Raw genomic sequence first — 24,047 nt, 5'->3', positions numbered from 1 at the left:
ATTTCGATACGGGACCGTCTCGTATCGTTAATCTTTTACCCTGTTCTTACATGCCGCATGCCGGGACGGTCACACGTGCGTGCCCTAGCCCTCCTCCTGCCGAAGTGCCACCATGGATGTGGTCCGGGGACACCGTCAGGGTGCCTCGAGATGACATGAAGGAGCTGGACGATGACGCAGCTTTCGGCTGCCCGGACGACATCCTCCGACGGCAGCAAGGCGCTGTACGGGGGCAAGGGCACACGCCGTATCACCGTCAGGGACATCGCCCTCGCCAAGGAGCGCGGCGAGAAGTGGCCCATGCTCACCGCGTACGACGCGATGACCGCCTCCGTCTTCGACGAGGCCGGCATCCCGGTCATGCTCGTCGGCGACTCCGCGGGCAACTGTCACCTCGGCTACGAGTCGACCGTGCCCGTCACCCTCGACGAGATGACCATGCTCTCCGCCGCCGTCGTCCGGGGCACCAGCCGCGCCCTGATCGTCGGCGACCTGCCCTTCGGCTCCTACCAGGAGGGTCCCGTGCAGGCGCTGCGCTCGGCGACCCGCATGGTCAAGGAGGCCGGGGTCGGCGCGGTCAAGCTGGAGGGCGGGGAGCGGTCGCACCGCCAGATCGAGCTCCTGGTCGAGTCCGGGATCCCCGTGATGGCCCACATCGGCCTCACCCCGCAGTCCGTCAACGCGATGGGCTACCGCGTGCAGGGGCGCGGTGAGGAGGCCGCACAGCAGCTGCTGCGCGACGCCAAGGCCGTCCAGGACGCGGGCGCGTTCGCGGTCGTCCTGGAGCTGGTTCCGGCGGAGCTGGCGGCGGAGGTCACCCGGGTGCTCCACATCCCGACCGTGGGGATCGGGGCGGGCCCCGAGACCGACGCGCAGGTCCTCGTGTGGACCGACATGCTCGGGCTGACCGGCGGGCGGATGCCGAAGTTCGTGAAGCAGTACGCCGATCTGCGGGCGGTCATGGGGAACGCGGCGAAGGCGTTCGCGGAGGACGTCGTGGGCGGGACGTTCCCGCAGGAGGAGCACTCCGTCCACTAGCGGACATCGCCGGGTGCGGGCCCGGGAGGCACGGGGCGCAGCCCCTGCCTCCCAGGGGCGCGGGAAACGGTGCGACCAGCCCCCACCCACCGCACTCGCACCAGCCCCCACCCACCGCACCCGCACCCCGCCGACGCACTCGCACCCGCGCCCGCACCCCGCCGACGCACCCGCTCCCCCGAGCGTCAGGTGTGTCGGCGCAGCGTCGGCCGTGTAGGCGGGCTGTCGGTGGTTTGTCGGTGGGGGCTGGGAGTGTCGTCCCCATGACACGAATCGACAAGAACTCCGGCGGCGCGAAGGGCGCTGTGACCGTGCGGGGGCTGGTCAAGCACTACGGCGAGACCAGGGCGCTGGACGGTGTCGACCTGGATGTGCGCGAGGGCACCGTGATGGGGGTCCTCGGCCCGAACGGCGCGGGCAAGACGACGCTCGTACGGTGCCTGTCCACCCTGATCACCCCCGACGCGGGCCGTGCGACGGTGGCCGGCTACGACGTCCTGCGGCAGCCGCGGCAGCTGCGCCGCGTGATCGGGCTGACGGGACAGTACGCCTCCGTGGACGAGAAGCTGTCCGGCTTCGAGAACCTGTACATGATCGGCCGGCTGCTCGACCTGCCCCGCAAGGAGGCGAAGAGCCGGGCCACCGGTCTGCTGGAGCGGTTCTCGCTGACCGACGCCGCCGGACGCCCGGCGGCGACGTACTCCGGCGGCATGCGGCGGCGGCTCGACCTGGCCGCGTCCATGATCGGGAGCCCGGCCGTGCTGTATCTGGACGAGCCGACGACCGGCCTCGACCCGCGCACGCGGAACGAGGTGTGGACCGAGGTGAAGCGCATGGTCGGCGACGGTGTCACCGTGCTGCTGACCACGCAGTACATGGAGGAGGCCGAGCAGCTCGCCTCCGAGCTGACCGTGATCGACAAGGGCAGGGTGATCGCGGGCGGCCGTATCGAGGAGCTGAAGGCCCAGGTCGGCGGTCGCACGCTGCGGGTCCGGCCGGCCGATCCGGTGCACCTGCGGCCCCTGGCCGCGGAGCTGGACGGCCTCGGCATCACCGGGCTCGCCACGACCACCGTGGACACCGAGACCGGCACCCTCCTCGTGCCGATCCTCAGCGACGAGCAGCTGACCGCCGTCGTCGGCGCGATCACCGCGCGCGGGGTGACCATCGCCTCGATCAGTACCGAACTGCCCAGCCTGGACGAGGTGTTCCTGTCCCTCACCGGCCACAAGACCGGTGCGGCGCAGGACACGGCCCCGTCCCCCGCCTACGAGGAGGTCGCCGTATGAGTGCCGCCACCACCGTCCCCACGACCGGTGACACCGTCGAGGCCGACGGCCGGATCGGGCTGCGGGCGCACGCCCGGCACACCGGCGCGCTCGTCCGGCGCAACCTGCTGTGGATCCGCCAGGACCCCGAGTCGATGTTCGACGCGGTCCTGATGCCGATCGTGTTCACCCTGCTGTTCGTGTACGTCTTCGGCGGCTCCATCGGGCAGGCGCTGGGCGGCGGCCAGGAGCAGTACGTGCAGTACGTGGTGCCGGGGCTGATGGCGATGATGGGCATGAACATCGCCATGGGGGTGGGCACGGGCTTCAACGAGGACTTCCAGAAGGGCGTCATGGACCGCTTCCGGTCCCTGCCGATCGGCCGGTCCTCGGTGCTCCTCGCGAAGATCTCCGTCGAGCTGCTGCGCATGCTGGTCGCCACGACCATCCTGCTGACCGTCGGGGTGCTGATCGGCTTCGACATCACCAGCTGGCCGGGGCTGTTCGGCGCAGTGGGCCTGGCCGTCGTCTTCGGGTCGTCCCTGATGTGGATCTTCCTGGTGCTGGGCGTGACGATGAAGAACGCCCAGTCCGTGCAGGCCATGGGGTTCCTGGTGCTGTTCCCGCTGCAGTTCGGATCGTCGATCTTCGCGCCGACCCAGTCGATGCCGGGCTGGCTGCAGGTCTTCACCGACTACAACCCGCTGTCGTCCCTGGCGGACGCGGCGCGCGGGCTGATGACCGGTGGCCCGATCGCGCACGACCTGCTGGTCACGCTCGGCTGGTCGGTGGGCCTGACGGCGGTGATGGCGCCGATCGCGATCCACAAGTTCAAGACGAAGAGCTGACCACCGGGGCCGTACGGGTACGGCAGAGGGTCATACGAGGGCGACGGCCTCCTGCGGGGTGAGGCCGCCGCCCTCGGCGTACGCCCGCTCGTACGCGGCGTCGCCCAGCGCAGCCCGCGTCACGGCCTCGGCCCTGGCGCGGGACTCGGCCTCCATCGGGCTGGAGAAGTGGCCGGGCGGCAGCAGCGCGTCGGCCGCGCCGAGGAGCCGGGCCGCGTCGAGGGCGCGGGAGCCGCCGTCGGCGCCCGTCACGGATATCGCCGCGGTCACGAGATGGATGGCGGGCAAGTGCGGCGCGACCATCCGGGACAGCCGGTCCAGACTCCGGTCCAGCGCCTCGCGCATCAGCCGCAGCGCCTCCTCGTACCGTCCGTCCATCGTCTCCAGCCAGCCCTCGACGCCGATGACGAACCCGGCGAAGAGCACGAAGTCCGCGGCGTGGAAGTCGGCGCGCAGCAGGGTGAGCTGCTCGCGGGCCTCGTCCGTGCGCCCGCTGCGGCCGAGCCGGATCGCGAGGAAGAGCCGGGCGGCGGGCACCGCCCCGCCGGCGGCCCGGCGCCCGGCCTCCAACACGTCGAACAGCATCTTCTCGCCGCGCTCCGCGTCGCCGCTCTCGATGTACACGCTGCCGAGCCGGACGCCGAGCATGCCCAACTGGGCGTTGGCGCCGAGCCGTTCGGCGTACTCGATGGCCCGCTCGAAGTCCGCGGCGGCGAGCTCGAACTCGCCCTTGCGCTCCAGGAACTCGCCGCGCGCCGAGAGCGCCTCGGCGGCGCCCCAGGCGTCCCCGAGCCGGTCGAAGATCTCCAGCGACTCCTCGGCGTCCGCGGGGGCGTCGCCCGCCCAGTCGGTACGGTTGGCGAGGATGTTGGCCCGCATCTGCAGGGTCGAGCCCAGTTCCCAGGTGAAGCCGAGGGCGCGGCAGGTGTCGATGTTGGCGTCGAGGATGGCGCGCAGCCGGTCCATGTCGCCGGTCAGCAGGACGGCATAGAACCACATGAAGCCCGGGAAGCGGCAGGTCTGCGGCTGGCCCGGCCGATAGGTCGCGCTGATGACCCGCAGCTTCTCCTGGGCCTCGGCGGTCTGCCAGGCGGGCAGCTCCATGTCCATGCAGGCCAGATGGACGAGGTGCACCCCGCGCCGGGCCTCGTCGAGGACGGCGGGGCTCATCGGCGGCGGGCGTTCGACGGTGCGCTCCCGCAGGTCCGGGACGGGGCGCGCGGGCGCGGTGAAGGGGTTCGGGCCGAGTTCCTTGACCTGGGCGGACCAGTGCCGGGCCTCGGTCTTCAGGTCGCGCATCTGCCAGTACCAGCACAGCGACAGCGTCAGACAGAGCGCCTCCTGCTCGTCCCGCTCGGCGAGGGCGTGTCTGAGGGCGGTGCGGATGTTCTCGTACTCCAGCTCCAGCAGCTCGATCGCGGCACGCTGACCGGAGCCGCGCAGCAACGGGTCGGTGGTGCGGACGAGTTCGCGGTAGTACGTGAGGTGCGCCCGTTCGGCGGCCGGCCGGGTGCCGGTCTCGTCGAGCCGTTCGCCCGCGTACTCGACGACGGTCTCCAGGAGCCGGTAGCGCATCTCGCCGCCCGTGCCGGTCGCGGGAACCGCCGAAGGGGACGCCACCACCAGGGACTTGTCGACGAGCGAGCCGAGCGCCTCCAGCGCGGCGGGTCCGCAGACGGCCTCGGCTGCGGCCAGGTCGCAGCCGCCGGCGAACACCGACAGGCGCTCGAGGACGTACCGTTCGTCCTCGTCGAGCAGCTCCCAGGACCAGTCGACGACCGCGCGCAGGGTCTGCTGCCGGGGCAGGACGGTACGGCTGCCCGAGGTGAGCAGCCGGAAGCGGTCGTCGAGGCGGTCGGCGATCTGGCGGGGTGTCAGCATGCGCAGCCGGGCCGCCGCCAGCTCGATGGCGAGGGGCAGTCCGTCGAGGCGGCGGCAGATCTCGGCGGCGGCCTCCGGGTCGGCGTCGACGGTGAAGCCGGGCCGGGCGGCCGCCCCCCGGTCGGCGAGCAGCCGCAGCGCGTGGGGCTGCGTCAGCGGTTCCACCGGGCGCAGCAACTCCCCCGGTATGCCGAGGGGTTCGCGGCTGGTGGCGAGGACGGTCAGCTCCGGGCAGCGTTGGAGGAGGTGGTCGACGAGGTGGGCGGCGGCGTCCACGACGTGTTCGCAGTTGTCGAGGATCAGCAGCATGCGGCGTCCGGCGCAGTGTTCGGCGAGGCGGGCCAGCGGATCGTCCTTGCGGTCCGCCGCGACGCGCATCTCCTCGGCTCCGGCGCCCCGCAGGACTGTCTCGCGGGCGCCCAGGGCGGTCAGGACGGTCTCCGGGACGTTCGCGGGGTCGTCCACGGGGGCGAGTTCGGCGAGCCAGACGCCGTCCGGCATGGCTTCGGCGACCGCCTCGCCGGCCTCCTGGGAGAGACGGGTCTTGCCCGCGCCGCCGGGGCCGAGGAGGGTGACGAGGCGGGTGGTGGTGAGGTCGTGGCGGATGGTGTCGATGTCGGTGTCCCGGCCGACGAACGAGGTGAGGCGGGCGCGGAGGTTGCCCGGGGGGCGGGTGGGGTGCGGCTCCGGGCGCGTCCGCGGCCCGAGGCCGGAAGGTGCGGCGCCGGGCGCGGGTTCGCGAGGGTTCTCGCGCCGCTCCCGGCGCCCCTGACGGGGCGCGGGTTCGTCCGATCGCAGGAGTTCCGCGTGCAGTCCGCCGAGGGCCGGCCCGGGGCTCGTGCCCAGGCGGTCGGCCAGCAGGCGGCGTACCTCCTCGTACGCGGCCAGCGCCTGCGCCGTGCGGCCGGTGTCGCGCAGGGCGCGGAGGCGGAGGATCTGGAGGGGTTCGTCGAGGGGGTGGGTGTCGCAGAGGGCGATGAGGTCCGGGAGGGCTGAGTCGGCGCGGCCCAGGGCGAGGGCGGCGGTGAGACGGGTGCGGTGGGCGTCGAGGCGGCGGGTCTCCCAGCGGGCGGCCTCGGCGGCGCGGTCGGGGAGGTCGGCCAGCGGAGGGCCCTGCCAGAGGGCGAGCGCGTCGTCGAGGAGGTCGGCGGCCTTGGCCGGATCGCCGTCGGCGAGCGCGCGGGCGCCCTCGTCCGCGAGACGTTCGAAGCGGTGGAGGTCGATGTCGTCCGGGGTCGCGGCGAGGCGGTAGCCGCCGTTCAGTGAGGCGATCGCGTCCGGGCCCAGCGCCCTGCGCAGCCGGCCGACCAGCGCCTGCAGCGCGGCCGGCGCGTCGGCGGGCGGATCGCCGGCCCACACCTCCTCGACGAGCACGGCCACGGGCACCGTACGCCCCCGGCGCAGCGCGAGCACGGTCAGCAGGGCGCGCAGCCGGGCGCCCCCGACGGGAACGGGGGTGCCGTCGGGCTGCAGTGCCTGGGTGGTGCCGAGGATGCGATAGCGCACGAGGTCCATTGTCTCTGTCGGTCGTCTCTACGGAGTCGGTTCGCGTGTCCGGTACATCGGGCCGGGTCGGACTCTCCCGCGCGACCGTCGGCCGTTCGTCCTCCACCTTGCTAGGAACCAGGAGGGGATCGCGAGACGTTTTCGGCATGCGGCCGGTACCGTCGGGCAGGCCGTTCGAGTGATCGCTTGTCCGCCGAGAGTCCTAGGAGCCCCATGACCACCGCCGCGTCCCGCCGGAGCGACCGGAGGATCAGCCCCGTCTTCGTGGGGATCGTGGCCGTCATGGCGGTCACCGGATGGGCCACCTGGACCGGGTTCGCCGAGCAGCCGGGCCTGGCCGTCTTCCTGTTCGTGACCTCGGCGTGGGTCGTCTCGCTGTGTCTGCACGAGTACGCGCACGCCCGTACCGCCCTGCACAGCGGTGACATCTCCATCGGCGCCAAGGGCTATCTGACCCTGAACCCGCTGAAGTACACCCACGCCCTGCTCAGCATCGTGCTGCCCGTCGTCTTCGTGATCATGGGTGGGATCGGTCTGCCCGGTGGCGCGGTGTTCATCGAGCGCGGCCGGATCCAGGGCCGCTGGAAGCACAGTCTGATCTCGGCGGCGGGTCCGCTGACGAACGTCGCGTTCGCGGCCGTCTGCACCGCGCCCTTCTGGCTGGGCGTCACGGACGGCGTGCCGGCGGCGTTCCTGTTCGCCCTCGCCTTCCTCGCGATGCTCCAGGTCACGGCGGCGATCCTGAACTTCCTGCCGGTGCCGGGCCTGGACGGCTACGGCGTCCTCGAGCCCTGGCTGTCGTACAAGATCCGCCGCCAGGTGGAGCCGCTGGCGCCCTTCGGGCTGCTGCTCGTGTTCGCGGTGCTGTGGATCCCGGCGGTGAACGGGGTGTTCTGGGACGTGATCGACGCGTTCATGCGCGGCCTGGGTATCGAGGACCAGCTGTCCGACTGCGGCTACTGGCTCTACCGCTTCTGGCGCGAGGACAGCGACATCTGCCTCACCGGGATGTGACCGCCCGGCGCTCCTGCCGGGCCTTCCGCACGTAGTACCAGGTCATGTTGGACGACAGGCCGGCCATCAGCACCCACACCACACCCAGCCAGCTGCCGCGGCTGAAGGAGACCACGGCCGCGGTGACCGCGAGGAGACAGACGACGAGGGCGTAGACGGCGAGTCGCCGGGCCGGGTCGGGTGGGAGCGAGGGGGGCATGGGGGTCGGCTCCTGGGAGGGCGGTCGGACGAGTGGTACGGCGTCCAGTCTCCCCCATGCCCGTACGCGTACGTACGTCGCCTCACACGTCCGTGAGGCGGAGGCCCGCGTGGGCCTTGTAGCGCCGGTTCACCGAGATCAGGTTGGCGACCAGGGACTCGACCTGGTGGGCGTTGCGCAGCCGGCCGGCGAAGATGCCGCGCATACCGGGGATGCGGCCGGCGAGCGCCTGCACGATCTCGACGTCGGCCCGTACCTCGCCGAGCACCATCACGTCGGTGTCGATCTCGTCGATCTCCGGGTCTTCGAGGAGGACGGCGGAGAGGTGGTGGAAGGCGGCGGTGACGCGCGAGTCCGGGAGCAGGGCGGCGGCCTGCTCGGCCGCGCTGCCCTCCTCCGGCTTCAGCGCGTAGGCGCCCTTCTTGTCGAAGCCGAGCGGGTTGACGCAGTCGACGACGAGCTTGCCGGTCAGCTCCTCGCGCAGTGAGGCGAGGGTCTTGCCGTGTCCGTCCCACGGGACGGCGACGATCACGATGTCGCTGCGGCGGGCGGTCTCGGCGTTGTCGGCGCCCTCGACACCGTGCCCGAGTTCCTCGGCGACACCCTGGGCGCGGTCGGCGGCCCGCGATCCGATGATCACCTTCTGGCCGGCCTTGGCGAGGCGGTACGCGAGGCCCTTGCCCTGCGGCCCGGTGCCGCCGAGCACGCCGACGACGAGCCCCGACACGTCCGGCAGGTCCCAGGGATCCTTGGCCGGGGCCTTCGCGGGGGGCTGCTGTGCACTGTCAGTAGAGGTCATGGGCCGACTTTACGTGCGCGCCGTCCGGGGGCGGCGCGCAGGCACCGGCATCGAGGCACCGCGGCTGCCCGGGCGCCGAGGGGACGAGTGGGGCGGTGCCGGCGGTCGATCCCGCCCGGCACCGCCCGCGACGCCCGCACCGCCGATGGCCGCCCTCATGGCCGGTGGCCGCCGGGGCCGGTCAGTCGGTGTTCGAGTCCGTCGTGGGGGTGTCGTGCCAGCGGGGGTCGTTCTCCCACTCCGCGTTGCGCTCCTGGGCCGTCTCCATGGCCCGGGTCGCGTCCTGGCGGGAGGCGTAGGGGCCCATACGGTCCTTGCCGGGGCAGTCGGGGCCCTCCTCGACCTTCTTGTGCTCCAGGCAGTAGAACCACTCGCCGGGCTTGCCGGCCGTACGCCGTTTGAACAGAGGCATGACCTGAGTTCCCTTCCGCAGTCGTCTCCGACATGGTCCCCCACCACCGCTGGTTAAACTCGCTGGCATGTCTGGCCAGTCGCTGCTCGCACCGGGGAAGCTCTCCCCCACCCGTACCGTCCCGGGACACATCCGCCGACCCGAGTACGTGGGCAAGCCCGCCCCGACTCCGTACACCGGGCCGGAGGTGCAGACGCCCGAGACCGTCGAGGCGATGCGCGTCGCCGGCCGGATCGCGGCGCGGGCGATGGCCGAGGCGGCCAAGCACATCGCCCCCGGGGTCACCACGGACGAGCTGGACCGGGTCGCGCACGAGTACATGTGCGACCACGGGGCCTACCCGTCGACGCTCGGCTACCGGGGCTTCCCCAAGTCGCTGTGCACCTCGGTCAACGAGGTCATCTGCCACGGCATCCCCGACTCGACCGTGCTGCGCGACGGCGACATCGTCAACCTGGACGTGACGGCGTACATCGGCGGCGTGCACGGCGACAACAACGCCACGTACCTGGTGGGAGACGTGGACGAGGAGTCGCGGCTGCTCGTCGAGCGGACCGAGGAGGCCCTCGCCCGTGCCGTCAAGGCCGTCAGGCCCGGCCGGCAGATCAACATCATCGGGCGGGTCATCGAGTCGTACGCGAAGCGGTTCGGGTACGGGGTCGTGCGGGACTTCACCGGGCACGGGATCAACTCGTCGTTCCACTCCGGCCTGATCGTCCCGCACTACGACTCCCCGCACGCGACCACGGTGATCCAGACCGGGATGACGTTCACGATCGAGCCGATGCTCACGCTGGGGTCGTACGACTACGACATGTGGGACGACGGCTGGACGGTCGTCACCAAGGACCTCAAGCGCACCGCCCAGTTCGAGCACACGCTGGTGGTGACGGAGACGGGCGCGGAGATCCTCACGCTGCCGTAGTCCGCCGCGATTGGTTCCCGCGAGACAGCCCGCCCTCGGCTCCGGCCGGGCGGCGGGCTTTTCGCTGGGCGGATGCACCGGCCGTACTCGGGGTACCGTTTTACCGACAGGGAGTCGGGAAACCTGTTGACTTAGGTAAGCCTAACCATAGAAACTGGCGTCAGCTTCTCGTCTTCCCCACTCAGGCACCGGAGGCCCCATGAACGCGTCGGTCGCATCGGACACGGCGTTCTCCACGCTCATCCGCACCGCGTCGCACGAGCAGCACACCGAGGCGGAGTCCACGACGTTCATGGGCGACATGCTGGGCGGCAAGCTCGGCGTCGAGGCGTACACGCGGTACACCGAGCAGCTGTGGTTCGTGTACGAGGCGCTGGAGAGCGCGGCGCCGGGGCTGGCCGCCGACCCGGTCGCCGGGCCGTTCGTCCAGCCCGAGCTGATGCGGCTGGCCGCGCTGGAGCGGGACCTGGAGCATCTGCGCGGCCCCGGCTGGCGCGCGACGCTCACGGCGCTCCCGGCGACGGAGGAGTACGCGGCGCGGGTCGCCGAGTGCGCGCGCTCGTGGGCCGGCGGGTACGTGGCCCACCACTACACGCGATACCTCGGCGACCTCTCCGGCGGGCAGATCATCCGGGACCGGGCCGAGAAGACCTGGGGCTTCGCCAGGAAGGGCGACGGCGTCCGGTTCTACGTCTTCGAGCAGATCACCAACCCGGCCGCGTTCAAGCGGGGCTACCGGGAGCTGCTGGACCGGGTGCGGGCCGACGACCTGGAGAAGCAGCGGATCGTGAGCGAGTGCAAGCGGGCGTTCGCGCTGAACACCGCGGTCTTTCGCGCCCTGGGGGACGAGTTCCCGTTGAGCGCGTGAGCGTCCCGGGGACAGCAATCACCCCCTGACCCCACGGGCGCCCTACCGCTCCAGGAACACCCTGCCCCCGACCTCCACCCACCCGTGCGGCTGCGGGGCGGTGAGCAGCTGGGAGCCCGCGCCCTGGGTGATGTTCAGGGCCCGGCCCAGCTGGGCGGTCAGCTGCAGGGCCGCGGCGCCGGTGGCCTCGTCCTCGTCGATGCCGTCGCCCCGGCCGGGGAAGGCACGGGCACGGACGCGCCCGGCCGCCTCGTCCTCCCAGGCCCAGGCGTAGATCCACTCGCCGGGCGGCGGTACGCGCAGGTCGTCGATCTCGGCGGCGGAGGCGTACTGGCGGAAGGTGCGGGGCGGGGCCCACTCCGGCAGCGCCTCGATCCAGCTGAACTCGCCGTCCAGCCGGGCCCCGACGACACCGGCCGGGGTGACCAGTTCGGGCACGTCGAGCAGCCAGGCCGCGCCCACGCAGGGGTATCCGGCGAAGGGCAGGCGCAGCGAGGGGGTGTAGATGTCGATCACACCGCGCTCGGGGTCGTCCACGAACACGGTCTCGCTGAAGCCGAGTTTGGCGGCGAACTCCTGACGGTCGGCGCGGTCGGGCATCACGGAGCCCTCGCGGACGACGCCCAGTTCGTTGCCGTATCCGCCGCGGGGTCCGCAGAACACCCGCAGCACATCGAAGTCGGTCACCCCGGCATTGAAACATCAACCGGGCCCCGGGTCGTACCAGGTCACCACACCTCCGGACGGCGATCGGGCCGGCCCGGCCCCACCGAGGAGCGGTCCAAGTGACCTTCACGGACAAGCCGGTTGAGCCGGAGAGGTCCGACGGGGGAGGAGGCCGTACGGACGGGGCGGGCGCCCCGGGCGCGGGGCCGGAGGCGTACGGCGAGGACGGGGCCGCCGCGGCGGAGGCGATGGCGCTGACGGAGGTCACCGGGTTCGCGGCCCGGCCCTTCTCCGCGCCGAGCGGCGGTGAGCGCGCCCGAGCGGCGCCGGCGCCGGCCGGGGAAGCGGTGGTGGTCGTGCCGCACGGCCTCGGGCTCGCGGCGGCGTACGCGGACCGGGTGGCCGTGCTGCGGGACGGGCGGATCATGGCCGAGGGGCCGCAGGCCGGGGTCTTCGAGGAGGCACTGCCGTCGGAGGTGTACGGCCGGCCGGTGGAGGTGTTCCCGCATCCACGGAACGGCGATGTCCTGATCACGCCGAAACGGGGCGAAAGTCGGCGCTTGGGCGTGAAACCGCGTTCTTGACCGAGGAATGGGCCACTTGACCTGCTCTTGACCGGACCATGGGGGCTGTTTTGAGTCACCGTGATCGGTCCGTGCTCGTACGGCCCCGTGGAGAGGGTTTCACTGGAGGGACAGCAACTGGTGAGGTAAGCCTCAGATAACTGAGGCACACCTCACCTTCTCTGTGTGTCCTCCGTGTACTGCCTTGGAGCCGAAATGCGCCCCCTCAGACTGTCCGTCGTCACCGCCGCCACCACCGCGGCGGCCCTGACCGCTCTCACCGGCTGCACCGAGAAGAGCAGCGCGGGCGCGGACGGGGCCATCGCGGTGACCGCGACCGACACCACGTGCGAGGTGTCGAAGAAGGAGTTCCCGGCCGGTCACGTCGAGCTGGACATCGAGAACAAGGGCTCCAAGGTCACCGAGGTCTATCTCCTCTTCCCCGACGACCGCGTGGTCACCGAGCGCGAGAACATCGGCCCCGGCACCAAGCAGAAGGTCACCGCCGAGGTGAAGGCGGGCGACTACCGGATCGCCTGCAAGCCGGGCATGAAGGGCGACGGCATCCGCCAGGACGTCAAGGCCACCGGTGGCGGCAAGGTCGCCGCCCGCGATCCGCGTCTGGACGAGGCCGTCGCCTCCTACCGGAAGTACGCGCAGACCCAGGCCGACGAGACGATCCCACTGGTGAAGGTGTTCGCCGAGGCCGTCAAGGACGGCGACGTGGAGGCCGCGAAGAAGGCGTACGCCCCCTCCCGTATCGGCTGGGAGCGCACCGAGCCGGTCGCCGAGTCCTTCGGCGACATCGACCCGAAGGTCGATGTCCGCGAGGACGGTCTGGAGGAGGGCCAGGACCCGGAGAAGGACTGGACCGGCTGGCACCGCCTGGAGCGTTCGCTGTGGAAGGACGGCAAGCTCACCGCCCGTGACTCCGAGCTGGCCGACCAGCTGGTGACCGACCTGGAGGACTGGCAGAAGCGGGTCGGCAAGGCCGAGATCACCCCGACCTCCATGGCCAACGGCGCCAAGGAGCTCCTCGACGAGGTCGCCACCGGCAAGGTCACCGGCGAGGAGGAGCGCTACTCGCACACCGACCTCGTCGACTTCAAGGCCAACGTCGAGGGCGCCGAGGAGTCGTACGAGCTGCTGAAGTCCGTCGCCGCCGAGAACGACCCGGAGCTGACGAAGGAACTCGACCAGCAGTTCGCGGCCCTGAACACGCTGCTCGACAAGTACCGCAAGGACAAGACGGGTTACGACTTCGTCTCCTACGACAAGGTCGGCAAGGCGGAGCAGAAGGAGCTGTCGGACGCGGTGAACGCGCTCGCCGAGCCCCTCTCGCAGCTCGCGGCCGCCGTGGTGAAGTGACGATGACCACCGAGGAATCCCCCGAGCCCCGTCCCGCGTCCGAGAGCCCGGGTACCCCGTCGCGGCGTGCGCTGATCGGCTGGGGCGGTGCCGGGCTCGCGCTCGGTGCCGCCGCGGCCGGCGGCGCGGTCGCCGTGGCCCGCCCGGGCGACGACGGCGCGGCCCCCGCGGCCGGGGCGGCCGTCGCCTTCCACGGCGCCCACCAGGCCGGTATCGCCACACCCGTGCAGGACCGGCTGCATTTCGCCGCGTTCGACGTGGAGACCGAGGACCGCGACGCGTTCGTGGCCATGCTGAAGGACTGGACGGCCGCCGCACGCCGGATGACCGCGGGGAAGGCGGTCGGCGAGGGCGCGTACGGCGGTCTGGCCGAGGCCCCGCCGGACGACACCGGCGAGGCCCTGGGGCTCAAGCCGTCGCGGCTGACGCTGACCGTCGGCTTCGGGCCGTCCCTGTTCGACCGGTTCGGACTGGCCGGGCGGCGGCCCGAGGCCCTCGTCGACCTGCCGCAGTTCGCCGGCGACAACCTGGACAGGGCGCGCAGCGGCGGCGACCTGTGCGTACAGGCCTGCGCGGACGACCCCCAGGTCGCGGTGCACGCCATCCGCAACCTCGCCCGCATCGGCTTCGGCAAGGTGTCGGTGCGCTGGTCCCAGCTCGGATTCGGCAAGACCTCCTCGACCACCCCCGAGGCGCAGACCCCACGCAACCTCATGGGGTTCAAGGACGGCACCCGCAACATCGCCGGCACGGAGACGGACCGCCTGAAGAAGTTCGTGTGGGTGGGCGAGAAGGACGTCGACGCGAACTCGGCCTGGATGAAGGGCGGTTCGTATCTCGTCGCCCGGCGCATCCGCATGCACATCGAGACCTGGGACCGGACCTCGCTGCAGGAGCAGGAGGACATCTTCGGCCGCGACAAGGGCGAGGGCGCCCCGGTCGGCAAGGCGAAGGAACGCGACGAGCCGTTCCTGAAGGCGATGCTGCCGGACGCGCACGTACGGCTCGCGCACCCCGACTCCAACCACGGGGTCACGCTGCTGCGGCGCGGCTACTCCTTCACGGACGGCACGGACGGGCTCGGCCGTCTGGACGCGGGCCTGTTCTTCCTCGCCTACCAGCGCGACGTGCGCGAGGGGTTCATCCCGGTCCAGCGCAACCTGGCCACGGACGCGCTCAACGAGTACATCCAGCACGTGGGTTCGGCGATCTTCGCGGTGCCGCCGGGCGTCCGGGACGCGGACGACTGGTGGGGCCGGGCGCTGTTCTCCTCCTCATCGGCCGCGGAGGACTGACACCGTGTTCGCGAACTATCTGATCGGTCTGCGGGAGGGCCTGGAGGCCAGTCTCGTCGTCTGCATCCTCATCGCCTATCTGGTGAAGACGGAGCGCCGGGACGCCCTGAAGCCCATCTGGACCGGCATCGGCGTCGCCGTCGGACTCGCCCTCGCCTTCGGCTGTGTCCTCGAATTCGGCTCCCAGGAGCTGACGTTCAAGGCGCAGGAGGCGCTCGGCGGCTCCCTGTCGATCCTCGCCGTGGTCCTGGTGACCTGGATGGTCTTCTGGATGCGGCGCACCGCCCGCCATCTCAAGGCCGACCTGCACGGCAAGCTGGACGCGGCCCTGCGGATGGGCACGGGCGCGCTGGTGGCGACCGCGTTCCTCGCGGTGGGCCGGGAGGGCCTGGAGACCTCGCTGTTCGTGTGGACGTCGGTGCGGGCGTCGGGCGACGGCACCGAGGGTCCGCTCGTCGGCGTCCTGCTGGGCCTGGCGACGGCGGTGGTGCTCGGCTGGCTGTTCTACCGGGGCGCGCTGCGCATCAACCTCGCCCGGTTCTTCACCTGGACCGGCGGCATGCTGGTCGTGGTCGCGGCCGGAGTCCTCGCGTACGGGTTCCACGACCTCCAGGAGGCCGACTTCCTGCCCGGCCTGACGGACAAGGCGTTCGACATCACCGGGGCGATCCCGCCGGACAGCTGGTACGGCACCCTCCTGAAGGGCGTCTTCAACTTCCAGCCCGACCCGACGGTCCTCCAAGTCACGGTCTGGCTCCTCTATCTGATCCCGACGCTCGCGCTGTTCCTCGCCCCGGTAGGGTTCGCCTCCGGGAAGGGGAAGGTGAAGATTCCTGATGAGCAGGGTTCTCGGGGTTCCGAGCCCACGAAGGCCTCGTGAGGTTCGTCCGGTGCGTACAGGCGGAAGGTCCCGCGGACTCCGCCGGCACGACGGACTTCGCCGGTCCGGCGGGTTTTCGTCGTACGGCCGCGGTGCGCTGCTGACCACGGCGGTGACCGCGCTGGCGCTGACGGCGAGCGGGTGCGTGGTGGTCCGCGGCGACCTGGAGGTCGTCCCCACGACGACGCAGGGGGAGGCGGCGCGGGCGCTGAAGGACTTCACCACCGCGTACAACAAGGCGGACAAGGCCTACGACCAGTCCCAGGACGCCTCCCGGGTCACCGGCGCGCTCGCCGACATCGACGGCGGCAAGCTCCGCTCGGGCGCCGAGCTCAACCCGGGCGGCAACCCGAACCATGTGGCGCTGAAGCTGACCGACGTCACGTACACGATCCCGAAGAAGGCGGGCTGGCCGCGCTGGTTCGTGGCCGACGCCGACGCCAACAAGGGCAACGCCAAGGACCGTTGGCTGTTCGTGTTCACCCGGGACGGGCTGACCGACCTGTGGGAGGTCTCCTTCCTCACGGTCGTGCCCCGCGCCGACCTGCCCGAGTTCAAGAAGGACGCGAGCGGCCACGCCCAGGCGGTCACGCCGGACGACCCCGAACTCTCCGTCGCCCCGGCGGAGTTGCCCGACAAGTACGTCACGTACCTGCGGGAGGACAGCGCCCTCTTCGCGGACGGCCCGTACACCTCGGAGAAGCGTTCCGAACGCCGGCGGAACGCGACGAAGCCGGGCCTGGCACGGCAGTTCATCGACGAGGCTCTCACCAACGGCGACTACGCGCCGGTCGGCCTGCGCACCACGGACGGCGGGGCGCTGGTCTTCTTCACGACCCGGCACTACCAGAAGCAGACCGCCGCGCAGGGCGTGAGCATCCCCGTCCGGGACGCGGCCGTCAGGGCGCTGATGACGGGCGAGCCCAAGCAGTCCCTGACCCTGGAGTTCGTGAACAACCAGGCGGTCCTCGACCCGGCGAAGACGAACTCGGACCAGCCGGTGAAGTTCCTGAGCCAGGTGGGCGGGCTCACGGGGGCCAAGGGCGAGTGACGGCGGGGCGCCGGTGACACGGGGCCGGACGTGCGGCGGACGGCCGCCGGGCCGGGGGTCAGCCCCGGGAGGGCCAGGCCGTGTGCGCGCCGTCCGGCTGCTCGTCCAGGTGGCGGGAGCAGGCGTCGGTGAGGATCTCCAGCAGGGTCAGCGGGTCCGGCAGCGGGTGCTCGGGGCCGCGCACCCAGTGCACGGCGAGGTCACCGGGGAGCCGGGCCGGCGGTACGAGGACGTAGGAGCCGCGGCAGTGCCAGCGCAGGCCCGGGTGCTCGTCCATGGTCTCCGGGTGGCAGTCCAGTTCGCAGGGCCACCACTCGTCCTCGTCCTCGGGCGTGCCCCGGGTGTGGGTGAAGAACAGCAGCCGCCCCTCGCCCGACTCGGACTCGGCCTCCGCGACGGGGCCCACCTCGATCCCGGCGGCGAGCAGCCGCTCCAGGGCCTCGCTGCCGGCGGCGAACGGTACGTCCAGCACGTCGTGGACCATGCCGGTCGCGGTGACGAAGTTGGCCTGCGGCTGGTGCCGGGCCCAGCGCTCGATCTGGCCGCGGTCGGTGGTCGACTGCGTCTGCCAGGCGAAGGACACCGGGTGCCTGGCGGGGGTGGGACAGCCGACGCGGTCGCAGGAACACCGGTAGCCCGAGGGGTACGCGGCGGGCGCGAGCGGGAGTCCGGCGGCGGCTGCGGAGAGCAGCAGTTCCTCACGCCCGGCTGCGTCGGCGGCCCCGTCGAGCGGGCGGCTGGTACGACGGGCGCGCAGCCACTCGGAGAACCTGCCCTGCCGACCGCTCCGGCCGCCGAACGTCGCGCTCATCTATCGCCTCGCCTCGCTGTGGTGCGGACAGCATGTCCCCATGGTCCCACCATCCTGCGCCGGGGACGGCCGGAGCCCGCGTCCAGAGCGGGCGGGGCGATGCCCGAGCACGGACAGGGATGGTGGACTATCACCCGCTTTGACGGGATTTACCGCCCGGCCGCGGATCCCGGGCGGCCGCCGTCCGGTCGGATTGATCACACCCGCGCGGGAGCGGCCTCCAGGGGCGGCGGGTTGACCGGGGTCAGCGGGGTGCGAGGCCGTACAGGGCGTAGTCGACGAGCGCGTCCGTGTACTCGTAGGAGATGGGTCCCGTGTACTGCAGCCAGCGCTGGGCGAGCGGGGAGACGAAGAGTTCCAGGGCGATCCGCGGGTCGATGTCGGGGCGGACGGCGCCCTGCTCCTGGGCCGCGCGCAGGCGCTTCACGTACAGCTGGAGCTGAGGTTCGAGCAGCTTGGCCACGAACTCGGTGCCGAGCTGTTGGTTGACCACTCCCTCGGCGGCCAGGGCACGGGAGGGGACCTCGAACCTGGGGTCGAGGAGTTCGTCGACGGTGGCCCGCAGGACCGCCTTGAGGTCGGCCGCGAGGTCACCGGTGTCCGGGATCTCGTACGCGGCCCGTTCTCCGATCACCTCGGGCCGGGCGGCGGCCTCCGCCGCCTGGGCGCTCAGATCGATGAACGCCTCCAGCAGCACCTCCGCCTTGGAGGACCACCACCGGTAGATCGTCTGCTTGCCGACGCCGGCGCGCGCCGCGATGCCCTCGATGGTCGTCTTCTGGTAGCCGACCTCGCCGACGAGGGCGAGGGCGGCGTCGTAGATGGCGCGGCGCGACTTCTCGCTGCGCCGGGCTGAGTCAGGGGCGGTCTTGTTGGCCATGCTCCGAATCTAGCAGGTTGACAAGACGGTGCGTCTCGCCTCATGGTGGTGACCACAGGCGAGACGAACCGTATCGTCTGAACCGAGGAGGCTGTCATGACCCGTGGTGGAGCAGGCAACATGCTGGGAGTGGGCGGTTCCCGCCGGAACCTCGGCCGCAAGGCCCTGCGCGGCGGTCCCGCGAACGGCCGCGTCGGCGGCGGCCACGACCCCCAGGCACAGAAGCGGGAGCTGTTGCGCAAGCTCCAGGAGAAACGCCAGGAGAAACCCCAGGAGAGGTGAGGCCCGTGCGGGGGCTCACCCGCCGCACACGACGCGGGGGCGGTCAGCCGGTCAGCTCCAGCACCCCCACGGTCTGGCCCCCGCTGGTCTCCCCCGTCGTGCGGAAGCCGAGGCCGAGGTAGAAGTCCTCCGGGCCGTCGGGGCCGGGGTGCCAGGTGACGAAGAGACGGTCGCCGCCGCGGCGGCGGATCTCCGCGGCGACCGACTCGACGGCGAAACGGCCGTAGCCCCGGCCCTGCGCGTCCGCGGCGATGTTGAGCCGCCAGAGCCCGGAGCGGATGTCGGTGCCCGAGCCGTCGTCCTTCCAGTCGATGTCGAGGAAGGCCATCAGGAAGCCGACGGCCCGGTCACCGTCCAGGATGAGCCGGGGCCAGGCGACACCGGGGCGGACGTACGCCTCGGCCAGCGACTTCTCGACCGGCTCCACCAGGTGTTCCTGGTCGGGCCGGATGCGTACGGCGAACGCCGCTTCGAGGTTGGCGGGGGTGATCTCGGCCAGCTGCGGGGTGGTGGACATGATCCATGAGATAGCCGTAGGAGGTGCGGACGCCGCAACCGGTTTTCGCGGCGGGCGCCCCCGTGTCAGGCCCCGCTCGGCTGTTCGTCGTCCCCGGGCGGCGGCCAGGCGTCGCCCCACTCCGTGTCACGCGCCGCCCGGTAGAGGGCGCCGTGGCGCTTGGTGACCGTGGTGCGGGCGAGGGCGGGTTCGGTCTCGCAGAGGTCCAGGAGGACCTGGCCCTTGCGGATCTGGGGCTTGCGGACCACGCGGGCGGGGGCCGGGGCCGGGGGGAAGCGGGTGGCGGCGACGTAGGCGAACTTCTCGTCCTCGTACGGCAGGGAGCCGCCCTTGACCTGGCGGTGCAGGGAGGATCGGCTGACGCGGGCGGCGAAGTGGCACCAGTCCTCGCCGGGGACGATGGGGCAGGCGGCGCTGTGCGGGCAGGGCGCGGCGATGTGGAAACCGGCGGCGACGAGACGGGCGCGGGCCTCGATGACGCGGGCGTACCCCTCGGGGGTGCCGGGTTCGATGATCACGACGGCCCGGGCGGCGGTGGCGGCGGCCTCCACCACGGCCGTGCGGTCCTCGGCGGTCAGCTCACCGAGGACGTAGGAGACCGTGACGAGATCAGTGCTCTCGATGGTGAGCGCTGATCCGATACGAGAGCGCTGCCACTCGGCGGCCTTCAGCTCCGGGTTCGCCGCGGCGATCTCCCGGCCGAGGGCCAGCGCCGGTTCCGCCCAGTCGAGCACCGTCACCGGACGGCCGCCCGCCCAGGTCGCGTTCACCGCCCAGGTCGCCGCGCCCGTGCCGCCGCCGACGTCGACATGACTGCCGGGCACCCACCCCGGCACCGTCACCGCGAACGCCTCCAGCGCCGAACACACCGCCTCGAACGTCGCGGGCATCCGGTACGCCGCGTACGCCACCACGTCGGACCGGTCCCTGAGCACCGGCGCGTCCGTCGGCGTGCGCCCCCGGTAGTTCGCGATCAGCCGCTCCACCGCCCGCGTGGCCGACCTGGGCGGAAGACCGTCGAGGAGGCCGGCGAGGGCGGTGCGGAGGGTGTCGGCGGCGGAGGCGGGGGCGGGGGCGTTCACGTGGCGATTCTAGGACGCCGCCGTCCGCCTCCTCGGCGCCCGCGCACCCCCGTGCGGCTCACCTCCCCCGCACCGCCCGCGCCAGCCGGGTCCCCGCCGCCGCCCGCGCCGCGTTGACGGGATCACGGCGGCGGGGATGGACCGCGTTGGTGAGGAGGACCAGGAACGTGTCCGTCGCCGGGTCGAGCACCAGGGACGTGCCCGTGAACCCGGTGTGTCCGGCCGCGCCCCGGCCCGCCAACTCGCCCATGAACCACGGTTGGTCGAGGGCGAAGCCGAGGCCCGGCGGGGTGAACATCAGCTCGACGAAGTCGGGTCCGAGGATGCGCGCGGGGCCGTAGGAGCCGCCGGCGAGCAGGGTGCGGCAGAAGACGGCCAGATCCCGGGCGGTCGAGAAGAGGCCCGCGTGGCCGGCCACACCGCCGAGGGACCACGCGTTCTCGTCGTGGACCCGGCCGCGGACCATGCCCCGGTCCGCCTTCGCCCAGGGGCGGCGCTGGTCCTCCGTGGCCGCGGCGGCCGGGCAGGGGCCGAAGGCCGTCGACACCATGCCCAGCGGATGTGTGATGCCGTCTCGGATCAGGGCGTCCAGGGTCCGGCCCGTCAGACGCTCCAGGACGTGCTGCAGGAGCAGGAGGTTCAGGTCGGAGTAGAGGTGGACCGTTCCGGGAGGCTCCGTCGGGGCCTCCGCGCGGAGCATCGTCAGCCGGGCGGCGGCCGACGGGCAGTCGTACAGCGGGAGTTCGGGGCGCAGTCCGGAGGTGTGGGTGAGGAGGTGGCGGACGGTGAGGCCGTGTTCGGCGGCGCCCGTGAAGTCGGGGAGGTACGCCCCCACCTTCGCGTCGATGCCGAGGGTGCCGCGCTCCAGCTGCTGCACGGCCGCCACGGCGGTGAACAGCTTGGTGAGGGAGGCCAGGTCGAAGGGGGTGCGCGGGGTCACCGGGACGCGGGAGTCCGGCGGGAGTTCCCGTCCCCGGTCGGCGCGTTCGTCGTAGGACTCGTAGCGGACCGCCCAGCCCGCCGCCTCCTCGACGGCGATGACGGGGCCGCGTCCGGCGAGGACGACGGCACCGGGGGCCAGGGGGCGTTCTCCCTCCGTCAGCGCGCGCACGTCCCGTACGAGACGGCGCAGTACCTCGGGGTCCAGTCCGGCCCGTTCCGGGGTGTCCGTGCGCAGTCTGGGCGCGCTCAGCTCTCCGCTCCCTCCGGTTTCGTACGCCTGTTCCAAGGACGGCACAGTGTCACGAAGCAGGTCGCGGCCACCAGTGCCGCCGCCAGTTGGACCACGGCCATCGGCACGGCGGTGTCCTCGCCCGCGACGCCGACCAGGGGCGACGCTATCGCGCCGATCAGGAAGGACGAGGTACCCAGCAGCGCCGACGCCGAACCCGCCGCGTGGCGCACCCGCATCAGGGCGAGGGCCTGGGTGTTGGGGAGCGTGACGCCCATCGCCGACATCAGCACGAACAGGGCCGCCGCGACCGGGGCCAGGCCGACCTCGCCGAAGACGCCCAGGGACATCAGCAGCAGCGCGGTCGCCGACAGGGCGACGACGGTGAGGCCCACCGCGAACACCTTGTCCAGGCTCACCCGCCCCACCAGGACCTTGCCGTTGATCTGGCCGACGACGACGAGGCCGACGGAGTTGACTCCGAACAGCAGGCTGAACGTCTGCGGGGAGGCGCCGTAGATCTCCTGGATCACGAACGGCGAGGCGCTGATGTACGCGAAGAGGGCGGCGAAGGCGAAGCCGCCGGCGAGCGTGTAGCCCATGAAGACCCGGTCGGTGAGCAGGCCGCGCATCGCGCCCAGGGTCTCGCCGACGCCGCCGCCGTGGCGTTCGGCGGGGGCGAGCGTCTCGGGGAGCTTCGTCCAGACGACCGCGAGGAGCGAGATGCCGATGACCGTGAGGACGACGAAGACGCCCCGCCAGTCCGTGACGCGGAGGACCTGTCCGCCGATCAGCGGCGCGACGACGGGAGCGACGCCGGAGACCAGCATCAGGGTCGAGAAGAAGCGGGCCATCGCGTCGCCGTCGTACAGGTCGCGGACCACGGCCCGGGCGATCACGATCCCGGCCGAACCGGCGAGGCCCTGCACCAGGCGGAGGGCGATGAGGGCCTCGACGGTGGGTGCGAGGGCGCAGAGCGCGGTGGCGACGATGTAGACGGAGAGACCGAGGAGCAGCGGGCGGCGGCGCCCGAACCGGTCGCTCATCGGGCCGATCAGGAGCTGGCCGAGCGCCATGCCGGCGAGGCAGGCCGTGAGGGTGAGCTGGACCGTGGCGGCGGGGGCGTGGAGGGAGGTGGTGACCTCCGGCAGGGCCGGGAGGTACATGTCCATCGCGAGGGGCGGCGTCGCGGTGAGGCCGCCGAGAATGAGGGTGACGAGGAGACCGGTACGGCGGAGGGCGGCGGTCGCCTTCGCGGAGCCGGGCGTCGCCTTGGCGGGCCCGGGGGCCGCCGTCGAAGGCCGGGGGGCTCCCGTCGAGGGCTTCGGTGGCTGCGACTGCGGCCTCGGCTGCGATGTCGGCTTCGGCTTCGGCTTCGGCTTCGACAGCTGCGGTGTCGGCGGCTGCGCTGTCGACGGCCGGGGGTCCGCCGCCGCGGCCGGTTGCGGGTGCTCCCCCGCCGTCGTGCTCCGCTCGGCCGCCGCCGAGCCCGGTATGTGCCCCTCGGGCATGTGCCCCTCCCTCTCCGTTCGGTCCGCCACCTATGCTCTCAGCTCGTACGACGTGGGCGGGGTCACAAACCCGCCCCGGAGCCGAGGACAGGGGTGGCGATGTCGAACGACGGACGTGTGCGATGGGGGATCCTGGCGACCGGGGGGATCGCCGCGGCCTTCACGGCGGACCTCGTCGACCTGCCGGACGCCGAGGTCGTGGCGGTGGCCTCACGGAGCGAGGCCTCGGCGAAGACCTTCGCGGAACGCTTCGGGATACCGAGGGCGTACGGCGACTGGCGCGCGCTCGCCGAGGACGCGGACGTGGACGTGGTGTACGTCGCCACCCCGCACGCGGCGCACCGGGCCGCCGCCGGGATGTGCCTGGAGGCGGGGCGCAACGTCCTGTGCGAGAAGGCGTTCACGCTGAACGTGCGGGAGGCGGAGGAACTGGTCGCGCTGGCCCGGGAGCACGGGCGGTTCCTGATGGAGGCCATGTGGATGTACTGCAATCCGCTGGTCCGACGGCTGGTCGAGGTGGTGCGGGACGGCGCGATCGGTGAAGTGCGCACCGTGCAGGCCGACTTCGGGCTGGCGGGGCCCTTCCCGCCCTCGCACCGGCTGCGGGATCCGGCGCAGGGCGGGGGCGCGCTGCTCGACCTCGGCGTGTATCCGGTGTCGTTCGCGCAGCTGCTGCTCGGGGAGCCGTCGGACGTCACGGCGAGAGCGGTGCTCTCCGACGAGGGCGTCGATCTCCAGACCGGAGCACTGCTCTCGTGGGAGAGCGGCGCCCTCGCATCGGTGCACTGCTCCATCGTGGGCGGCACGGGCACGTCCGCGTCGGTGACCGGTTCCGAGGGCCGCATCGACATCCCGTCCGGGTTCTTCTTCCCGGAGCGGTTCGTCCTGCACCGTGACGGCCGCGAGGCGCAGACGTTCACCGCCGATCCGGTCGACGGCCCCCGCAACAGCCTCCGCCACGAGGCCATCGAGGTCATGCGGGCCCTGCGCGCCGGCGAGACCGAGTCCCCGCTCGTACCTCTCGACGGCACCCTCGCCGTGATGCGCACGCTGGACGCGCTGCGGGAGCGGGTGGGGGTGCGGTATCCCGGCGAGGAGCGGCTGAACGAAGGTTCGTTCGTGTAGGTGGGGTTGGGGGTGGGGCGGGGGCGGGGGCCGCGAAAACGAAGGTTCGCTCCCCTGGAGGGTGACGGGGCCGGGGTGACGGGGCCG

23 protein-coding genes and 1 pseudogene are annotated in these 24,047 nt (G+C 72.2%); 13 read left to right on the top strand and 11 right to left on the bottom strand.

Annotated elements, in window-relative coordinates:
- Nucleotides 1–171: 171 nt before the first annotated feature.
- From panB to ACZ6BB_RS16215, 3 genes are all read left to right on the top strand, one after another.
- Nucleotides 172–1,038, top strand: a complete 867-nt coding sequence (gene panB, locus ACZ6BB_RS16225) for a 3-methyl-2-oxobutanoate hydroxymethyltransferase (RefSeq protein WP_013004195.1) — start codon at nt 172–174, stop codon at nt 1,036–1,038.
- Nucleotides 1,039–1,301: 263 nt separating this feature from the next.
- Nucleotides 1,302–2,327, top strand: a complete 1,026-nt coding sequence (locus tag ACZ6BB_RS16220; protein WP_471615829.1) for an ATP-binding cassette domain-containing protein — start codon at nt 1,302–1,304, stop codon at nt 2,325–2,327.
- Nucleotides 2,324–3,154 carry an ABC transporter permease gene (locus tag ACZ6BB_RS16215; RefSeq protein WP_471615828.1) on the top strand — a complete coding sequence of 277 codons (831 nt, stop codon included), beginning with the start codon at nt 2,324–2,326 and terminating at the stop codon, nt 3,152–3,154. The genes ACZ6BB_RS16220 and ACZ6BB_RS16215 overlap by 4 nt, the downstream gene beginning before the upstream one ends.
- A gap of 30 nt (nt 3,155–3,184) precedes the next feature.
- Here the strand turns inward: ACZ6BB_RS16215 and ACZ6BB_RS16210 are convergent, their stop codons facing one another.
- Nucleotides 3,185–6,550 carry an AfsR/SARP family transcriptional regulator gene (locus tag ACZ6BB_RS16210; protein ID WP_471615827.1) on the bottom strand — a complete coding sequence of 1,122 codons (3,366 nt, stop codon included), beginning with the start codon at nt 6,548–6,550 and terminating at the stop codon, nt 3,185–3,187.
- Between the two features lie 204 nt (nt 6,551–6,754).
- Between ACZ6BB_RS16210 and ACZ6BB_RS16205 the strand changes: the two genes are divergently transcribed.
- Nucleotides 6,755–7,555, top strand: coding sequence for a site-2 protease family protein (locus ACZ6BB_RS16205; protein ID WP_471615826.1), 801 nt, complete (start codon nt 6,755–6,757; stop codon nt 7,553–7,555).
- On the opposite strand, the gene ACZ6BB_RS16200 is transcribed toward ACZ6BB_RS16205, so the two are convergent.
- From ACZ6BB_RS16200 to ACZ6BB_RS16190, 3 genes are all read right to left on the bottom strand, one after another.
- Nucleotides 7,542–7,754 (bottom strand): hypothetical protein, encoded by a 213-nt coding sequence (locus tag ACZ6BB_RS16200; protein ID WP_471615825.1) that lies wholly within the window; start codon nt 7,752–7,754, stop codon nt 7,542–7,544. The two genes, ACZ6BB_RS16205 and ACZ6BB_RS16200, sit on opposite strands and share 14 nt — an antisense overlap.
- A gap of 82 nt (nt 7,755–7,836) precedes the next feature.
- Nucleotides 7,837–8,553, bottom strand: a complete 717-nt coding sequence (gene npdG, locus ACZ6BB_RS16195) for an NADPH-dependent F420 reductase (protein WP_471615824.1) — start codon at nt 8,551–8,553, stop codon at nt 7,837–7,839.
- Between the two features lie 181 nt (nt 8,554–8,734).
- On the bottom strand, nt 8,735–8,965 hold the full coding sequence (locus tag ACZ6BB_RS16190) for a hypothetical protein (RefSeq protein WP_013004186.1): 231 nt from the start codon (nt 8,963–8,965) through the stop codon (nt 8,735–8,737).
- A 67-nt stretch (nt 8,966–9,032) separates the two neighbouring features.
- Between ACZ6BB_RS16190 and map the strand changes: the two genes are divergently transcribed.
- On the top strand, nt 9,033–9,890 hold the full coding sequence (gene map, locus ACZ6BB_RS16185; protein ID WP_471615823.1) for a type I methionyl aminopeptidase: 858 nt from the start codon (nt 9,033–9,035) through the stop codon (nt 9,888–9,890).
- Between the two features lie 199 nt (nt 9,891–10,089).
- Complete coding sequence (locus ACZ6BB_RS16180; RefSeq protein ID WP_471615822.1) at nt 10,090–10,758, top strand: biliverdin-producing heme oxygenase; 669 nt, start codon at nt 10,090–10,092, stop codon at nt 10,756–10,758.
- 42 nt (nt 10,759–10,800) lie between these two features.
- On the opposite strand, the gene ACZ6BB_RS16175 is transcribed toward ACZ6BB_RS16180, so the two are convergent.
- Entirely contained in the window at nt 10,801–11,445 is a 645-nt protein-coding gene (locus tag ACZ6BB_RS16175; protein WP_471615821.1) for a PhzF family phenazine biosynthesis protein, read from the bottom strand.
- A gap of 144 nt (nt 11,446–11,589) precedes the next feature.
- Here ACZ6BB_RS16175 and ACZ6BB_RS16170 point away from each other — a divergent pair.
- The 5 genes and pseudogenes from ACZ6BB_RS16170 to ACZ6BB_RS16150 form a co-directional block, all read left to right on the top strand.
- Nucleotides 11,590–12,008 (top strand): annotated as a pseudogene (locus tag ACZ6BB_RS16170) (hemin ABC transporter ATP-binding protein); the annotation flags it as partial.
- A 195-nt stretch (nt 12,009–12,203) separates the two neighbouring features.
- Nucleotides 12,204–13,355: an iron uptake system protein EfeO gene (efeO, locus tag ACZ6BB_RS16165; RefSeq protein WP_046918472.1), complete on the top strand. Its 1,152-nt coding sequence runs from the start codon at nt 12,204–12,206 to the stop codon at nt 13,353–13,355.
- Between the two features lie 2 nt (nt 13,356–13,357).
- The gene (efeB, locus tag ACZ6BB_RS16160; protein ID WP_471615820.1) at nt 13,358–14,650 is read left to right on the top strand and encodes an iron uptake transporter deferrochelatase/peroxidase subunit; all 1,293 of its coding nucleotides are present in this window, start codon (nt 13,358–13,360) and stop codon (nt 14,648–14,650) included.
- A gap of 4 nt (nt 14,651–14,654) precedes the next feature.
- Nucleotides 14,655–15,530 carry an iron uptake transporter permease EfeU gene (gene efeU, locus ACZ6BB_RS16155; protein ID WP_471615819.1) on the top strand — a complete coding sequence of 292 codons (876 nt, stop codon included), beginning with the start codon at nt 14,655–14,657 and terminating at the stop codon, nt 15,528–15,530.
- Nucleotides 15,487–16,581 (top strand): SCO2278 family lipoprotein, encoded by a 1,095-nt coding sequence (locus ACZ6BB_RS16150; protein WP_471615818.1) that lies wholly within the window; start codon nt 15,487–15,489, stop codon nt 16,579–16,581. Before efeU ends, ACZ6BB_RS16150 begins: the two co-directional genes overlap by 44 nt.
- A gap of 58 nt (nt 16,582–16,639) precedes the next feature.
- Here the strand turns inward: ACZ6BB_RS16150 and ACZ6BB_RS16145 are convergent, their stop codons facing one another.
- Entirely contained in the window at nt 16,640–17,392 is a 753-nt protein-coding gene (locus ACZ6BB_RS16145; RefSeq protein ID WP_471615817.1) for a bifunctional DNA primase/polymerase, read from the bottom strand.
- Nucleotides 17,393–17,636: 244 nt separating this feature from the next.
- Complete coding sequence (locus ACZ6BB_RS16140) at nt 17,637–18,272, bottom strand: TetR/AcrR family transcriptional regulator (RefSeq protein WP_471615816.1); 636 nt, start codon at nt 18,270–18,272, stop codon at nt 17,637–17,639.
- Nucleotides 18,273–18,392: 120 nt separating this feature from the next.
- On the opposite strand from ACZ6BB_RS16140, the gene ACZ6BB_RS16135 reads away from it, so the two are divergent.
- Nucleotides 18,393–18,554, top strand: coding sequence for a DUF6243 family protein (locus ACZ6BB_RS16135; RefSeq protein ID WP_471616155.1), 162 nt, complete (start codon nt 18,393–18,395; stop codon nt 18,552–18,554).
- A gap of 43 nt (nt 18,555–18,597) precedes the next feature.
- Here the strand turns inward: ACZ6BB_RS16135 and ACZ6BB_RS16130 are convergent, their stop codons facing one another.
- The 4 genes from ACZ6BB_RS16130 to ACZ6BB_RS16115 form a co-directional block, all read right to left on the bottom strand.
- A complete protein-coding gene (locus ACZ6BB_RS16130; protein WP_471615815.1) occupies nt 18,598–19,071 on the bottom strand; it encodes a GNAT family N-acetyltransferase in 474 nt (157 codons plus the stop codon).
- 65 nt (nt 19,072–19,136) lie between these two features.
- Nucleotides 19,137–20,153, bottom strand: coding sequence for a small ribosomal subunit Rsm22 family protein (locus tag ACZ6BB_RS16125; protein WP_471615814.1), 1,017 nt, complete (start codon nt 20,151–20,153; stop codon nt 19,137–19,139).
- Nucleotides 20,154–20,211: 58 nt separating this feature from the next.
- Nucleotides 20,212–21,390 carry a serine hydrolase domain-containing protein gene (locus ACZ6BB_RS16120; RefSeq protein WP_471615813.1) on the bottom strand — a complete coding sequence of 393 codons (1,179 nt, stop codon included), beginning with the start codon at nt 21,388–21,390 and terminating at the stop codon, nt 20,212–20,214.
- Nucleotides 21,342–22,835 carry a multidrug effflux MFS transporter gene (locus ACZ6BB_RS16115; RefSeq protein WP_471615812.1) on the bottom strand — a complete coding sequence of 498 codons (1,494 nt, stop codon included), beginning with the start codon at nt 22,833–22,835 and terminating at the stop codon, nt 21,342–21,344. Before ACZ6BB_RS16115 ends, ACZ6BB_RS16120 begins: the two co-directional genes overlap by 49 nt.
- A 99-nt stretch (nt 22,836–22,934) precedes the next feature.
- On the opposite strand from ACZ6BB_RS16115, the gene ACZ6BB_RS16110 reads away from it, so the two are divergent.
- Nucleotides 22,935–23,960: a Gfo/Idh/MocA family protein gene (locus tag ACZ6BB_RS16110; RefSeq protein WP_471615811.1), complete on the top strand. Its 1,026-nt coding sequence runs from the start codon at nt 22,935–22,937 to the stop codon at nt 23,958–23,960.
- Nucleotides 23,961–24,047: the final 87 nt, after the last annotated feature.

The sequence above is a fragment of the Streptomyces sp. NPDC041108 genome (assembly GCF_055592645.1).
This window is presented reverse-complemented; position numbering and strand designations above follow the sequence as displayed.

What these genes read in the sequence shown, in the direction of transcription:
- panB (WP_013004195.1), top strand. Translation starts at nt 172, where the DNA reads ATGACGCAGCTTTCGGCTGCCCGGACGACATCCTCCGACGGCAGCAAG.
- ACZ6BB_RS16220 (WP_471615829.1), top strand. Translation starts at nt 1,302, where the DNA reads ATGACACGAATCGACAAGAACTCCGGCGGCGCGAAGGGCGCTGTGACC.
- ACZ6BB_RS16215 (WP_471615828.1), top strand. Translation starts at nt 2,324, where the DNA reads ATGAGTGCCGCCACCACCGTCCCCACGACCGGTGACACCGTCGAGGCC.
- ACZ6BB_RS16210 (WP_471615827.1), bottom strand. Translation starts at nt 6,550, where the DNA reads ATGGACCTCGTGCGCTATCGCATCCTCGGCACCACCCAGGCACTGCAG.
- ACZ6BB_RS16205 (WP_471615826.1), top strand. Translation starts at nt 6,755, where the DNA reads ATGACCACCGCCGCGTCCCGCCGGAGCGACCGGAGGATCAGCCCCGTC.
- ACZ6BB_RS16200 (WP_471615825.1), bottom strand. Translation starts at nt 7,754, where the DNA reads ATGCCCCCCTCGCTCCCACCCGACCCGGCCCGGCGACTCGCCGTCTAC.
- npdG (WP_471615824.1), bottom strand. Translation starts at nt 8,553, where the DNA reads ATGACCTCTACTGACAGTGCACAGCAGCCCCCCGCGAAGGCCCCGGCC.
- ACZ6BB_RS16190 (WP_013004186.1), bottom strand. Translation starts at nt 8,965, where the DNA reads ATGCCTCTGTTCAAACGGCGTACGGCCGGCAAGCCCGGCGAGTGGTTC.
- map (WP_471615823.1), top strand. Translation starts at nt 9,033, where the DNA reads ATGTCTGGCCAGTCGCTGCTCGCACCGGGGAAGCTCTCCCCCACCCGT.
- ACZ6BB_RS16180 (WP_471615822.1), top strand. Translation starts at nt 10,090, where the DNA reads ATGAACGCGTCGGTCGCATCGGACACGGCGTTCTCCACGCTCATCCGC.
- efeO (WP_046918472.1), top strand. Translation starts at nt 12,204, where the DNA reads ATGCGCCCCCTCAGACTGTCCGTCGTCACCGCCGCCACCACCGCGGCG.
- efeB (WP_471615820.1), top strand. Translation starts at nt 13,358, where the DNA reads ATGACCACCGAGGAATCCCCCGAGCCCCGTCCCGCGTCCGAGAGCCCG.
- ACZ6BB_RS16150 (WP_471615818.1), top strand. Translation starts at nt 15,487, where the DNA reads ATGAGCAGGGTTCTCGGGGTTCCGAGCCCACGAAGGCCTCGTGAGGTT.
- ACZ6BB_RS16145 (WP_471615817.1), bottom strand. Translation starts at nt 17,392, where the DNA reads ATGAGCGCGACGTTCGGCGGCCGGAGCGGTCGGCAGGGCAGGTTCTCC.
- ACZ6BB_RS16140 (WP_471615816.1), bottom strand. Translation starts at nt 18,272, where the DNA reads ATGGCCAACAAGACCGCCCCTGACTCAGCCCGGCGCAGCGAGAAGTCG.
- ACZ6BB_RS16135 (WP_471616155.1), top strand. Translation starts at nt 18,393, where the DNA reads ATGCTGGGAGTGGGCGGTTCCCGCCGGAACCTCGGCCGCAAGGCCCTG.
- ACZ6BB_RS16130 (WP_471615815.1), bottom strand. Translation starts at nt 19,071, where the DNA reads ATGTCCACCACCCCGCAGCTGGCCGAGATCACCCCCGCCAACCTCGAA.
- ACZ6BB_RS16115 (WP_471615812.1), bottom strand. Translation starts at nt 22,835, where the DNA reads ATGCCCGAGGGGCACATACCGGGCTCGGCGGCGGCCGAGCGGAGCACG.
- ACZ6BB_RS16110 (WP_471615811.1), top strand. Translation starts at nt 22,935, where the DNA reads ATGTCGAACGACGGACGTGTGCGATGGGGGATCCTGGCGACCGGGGGG.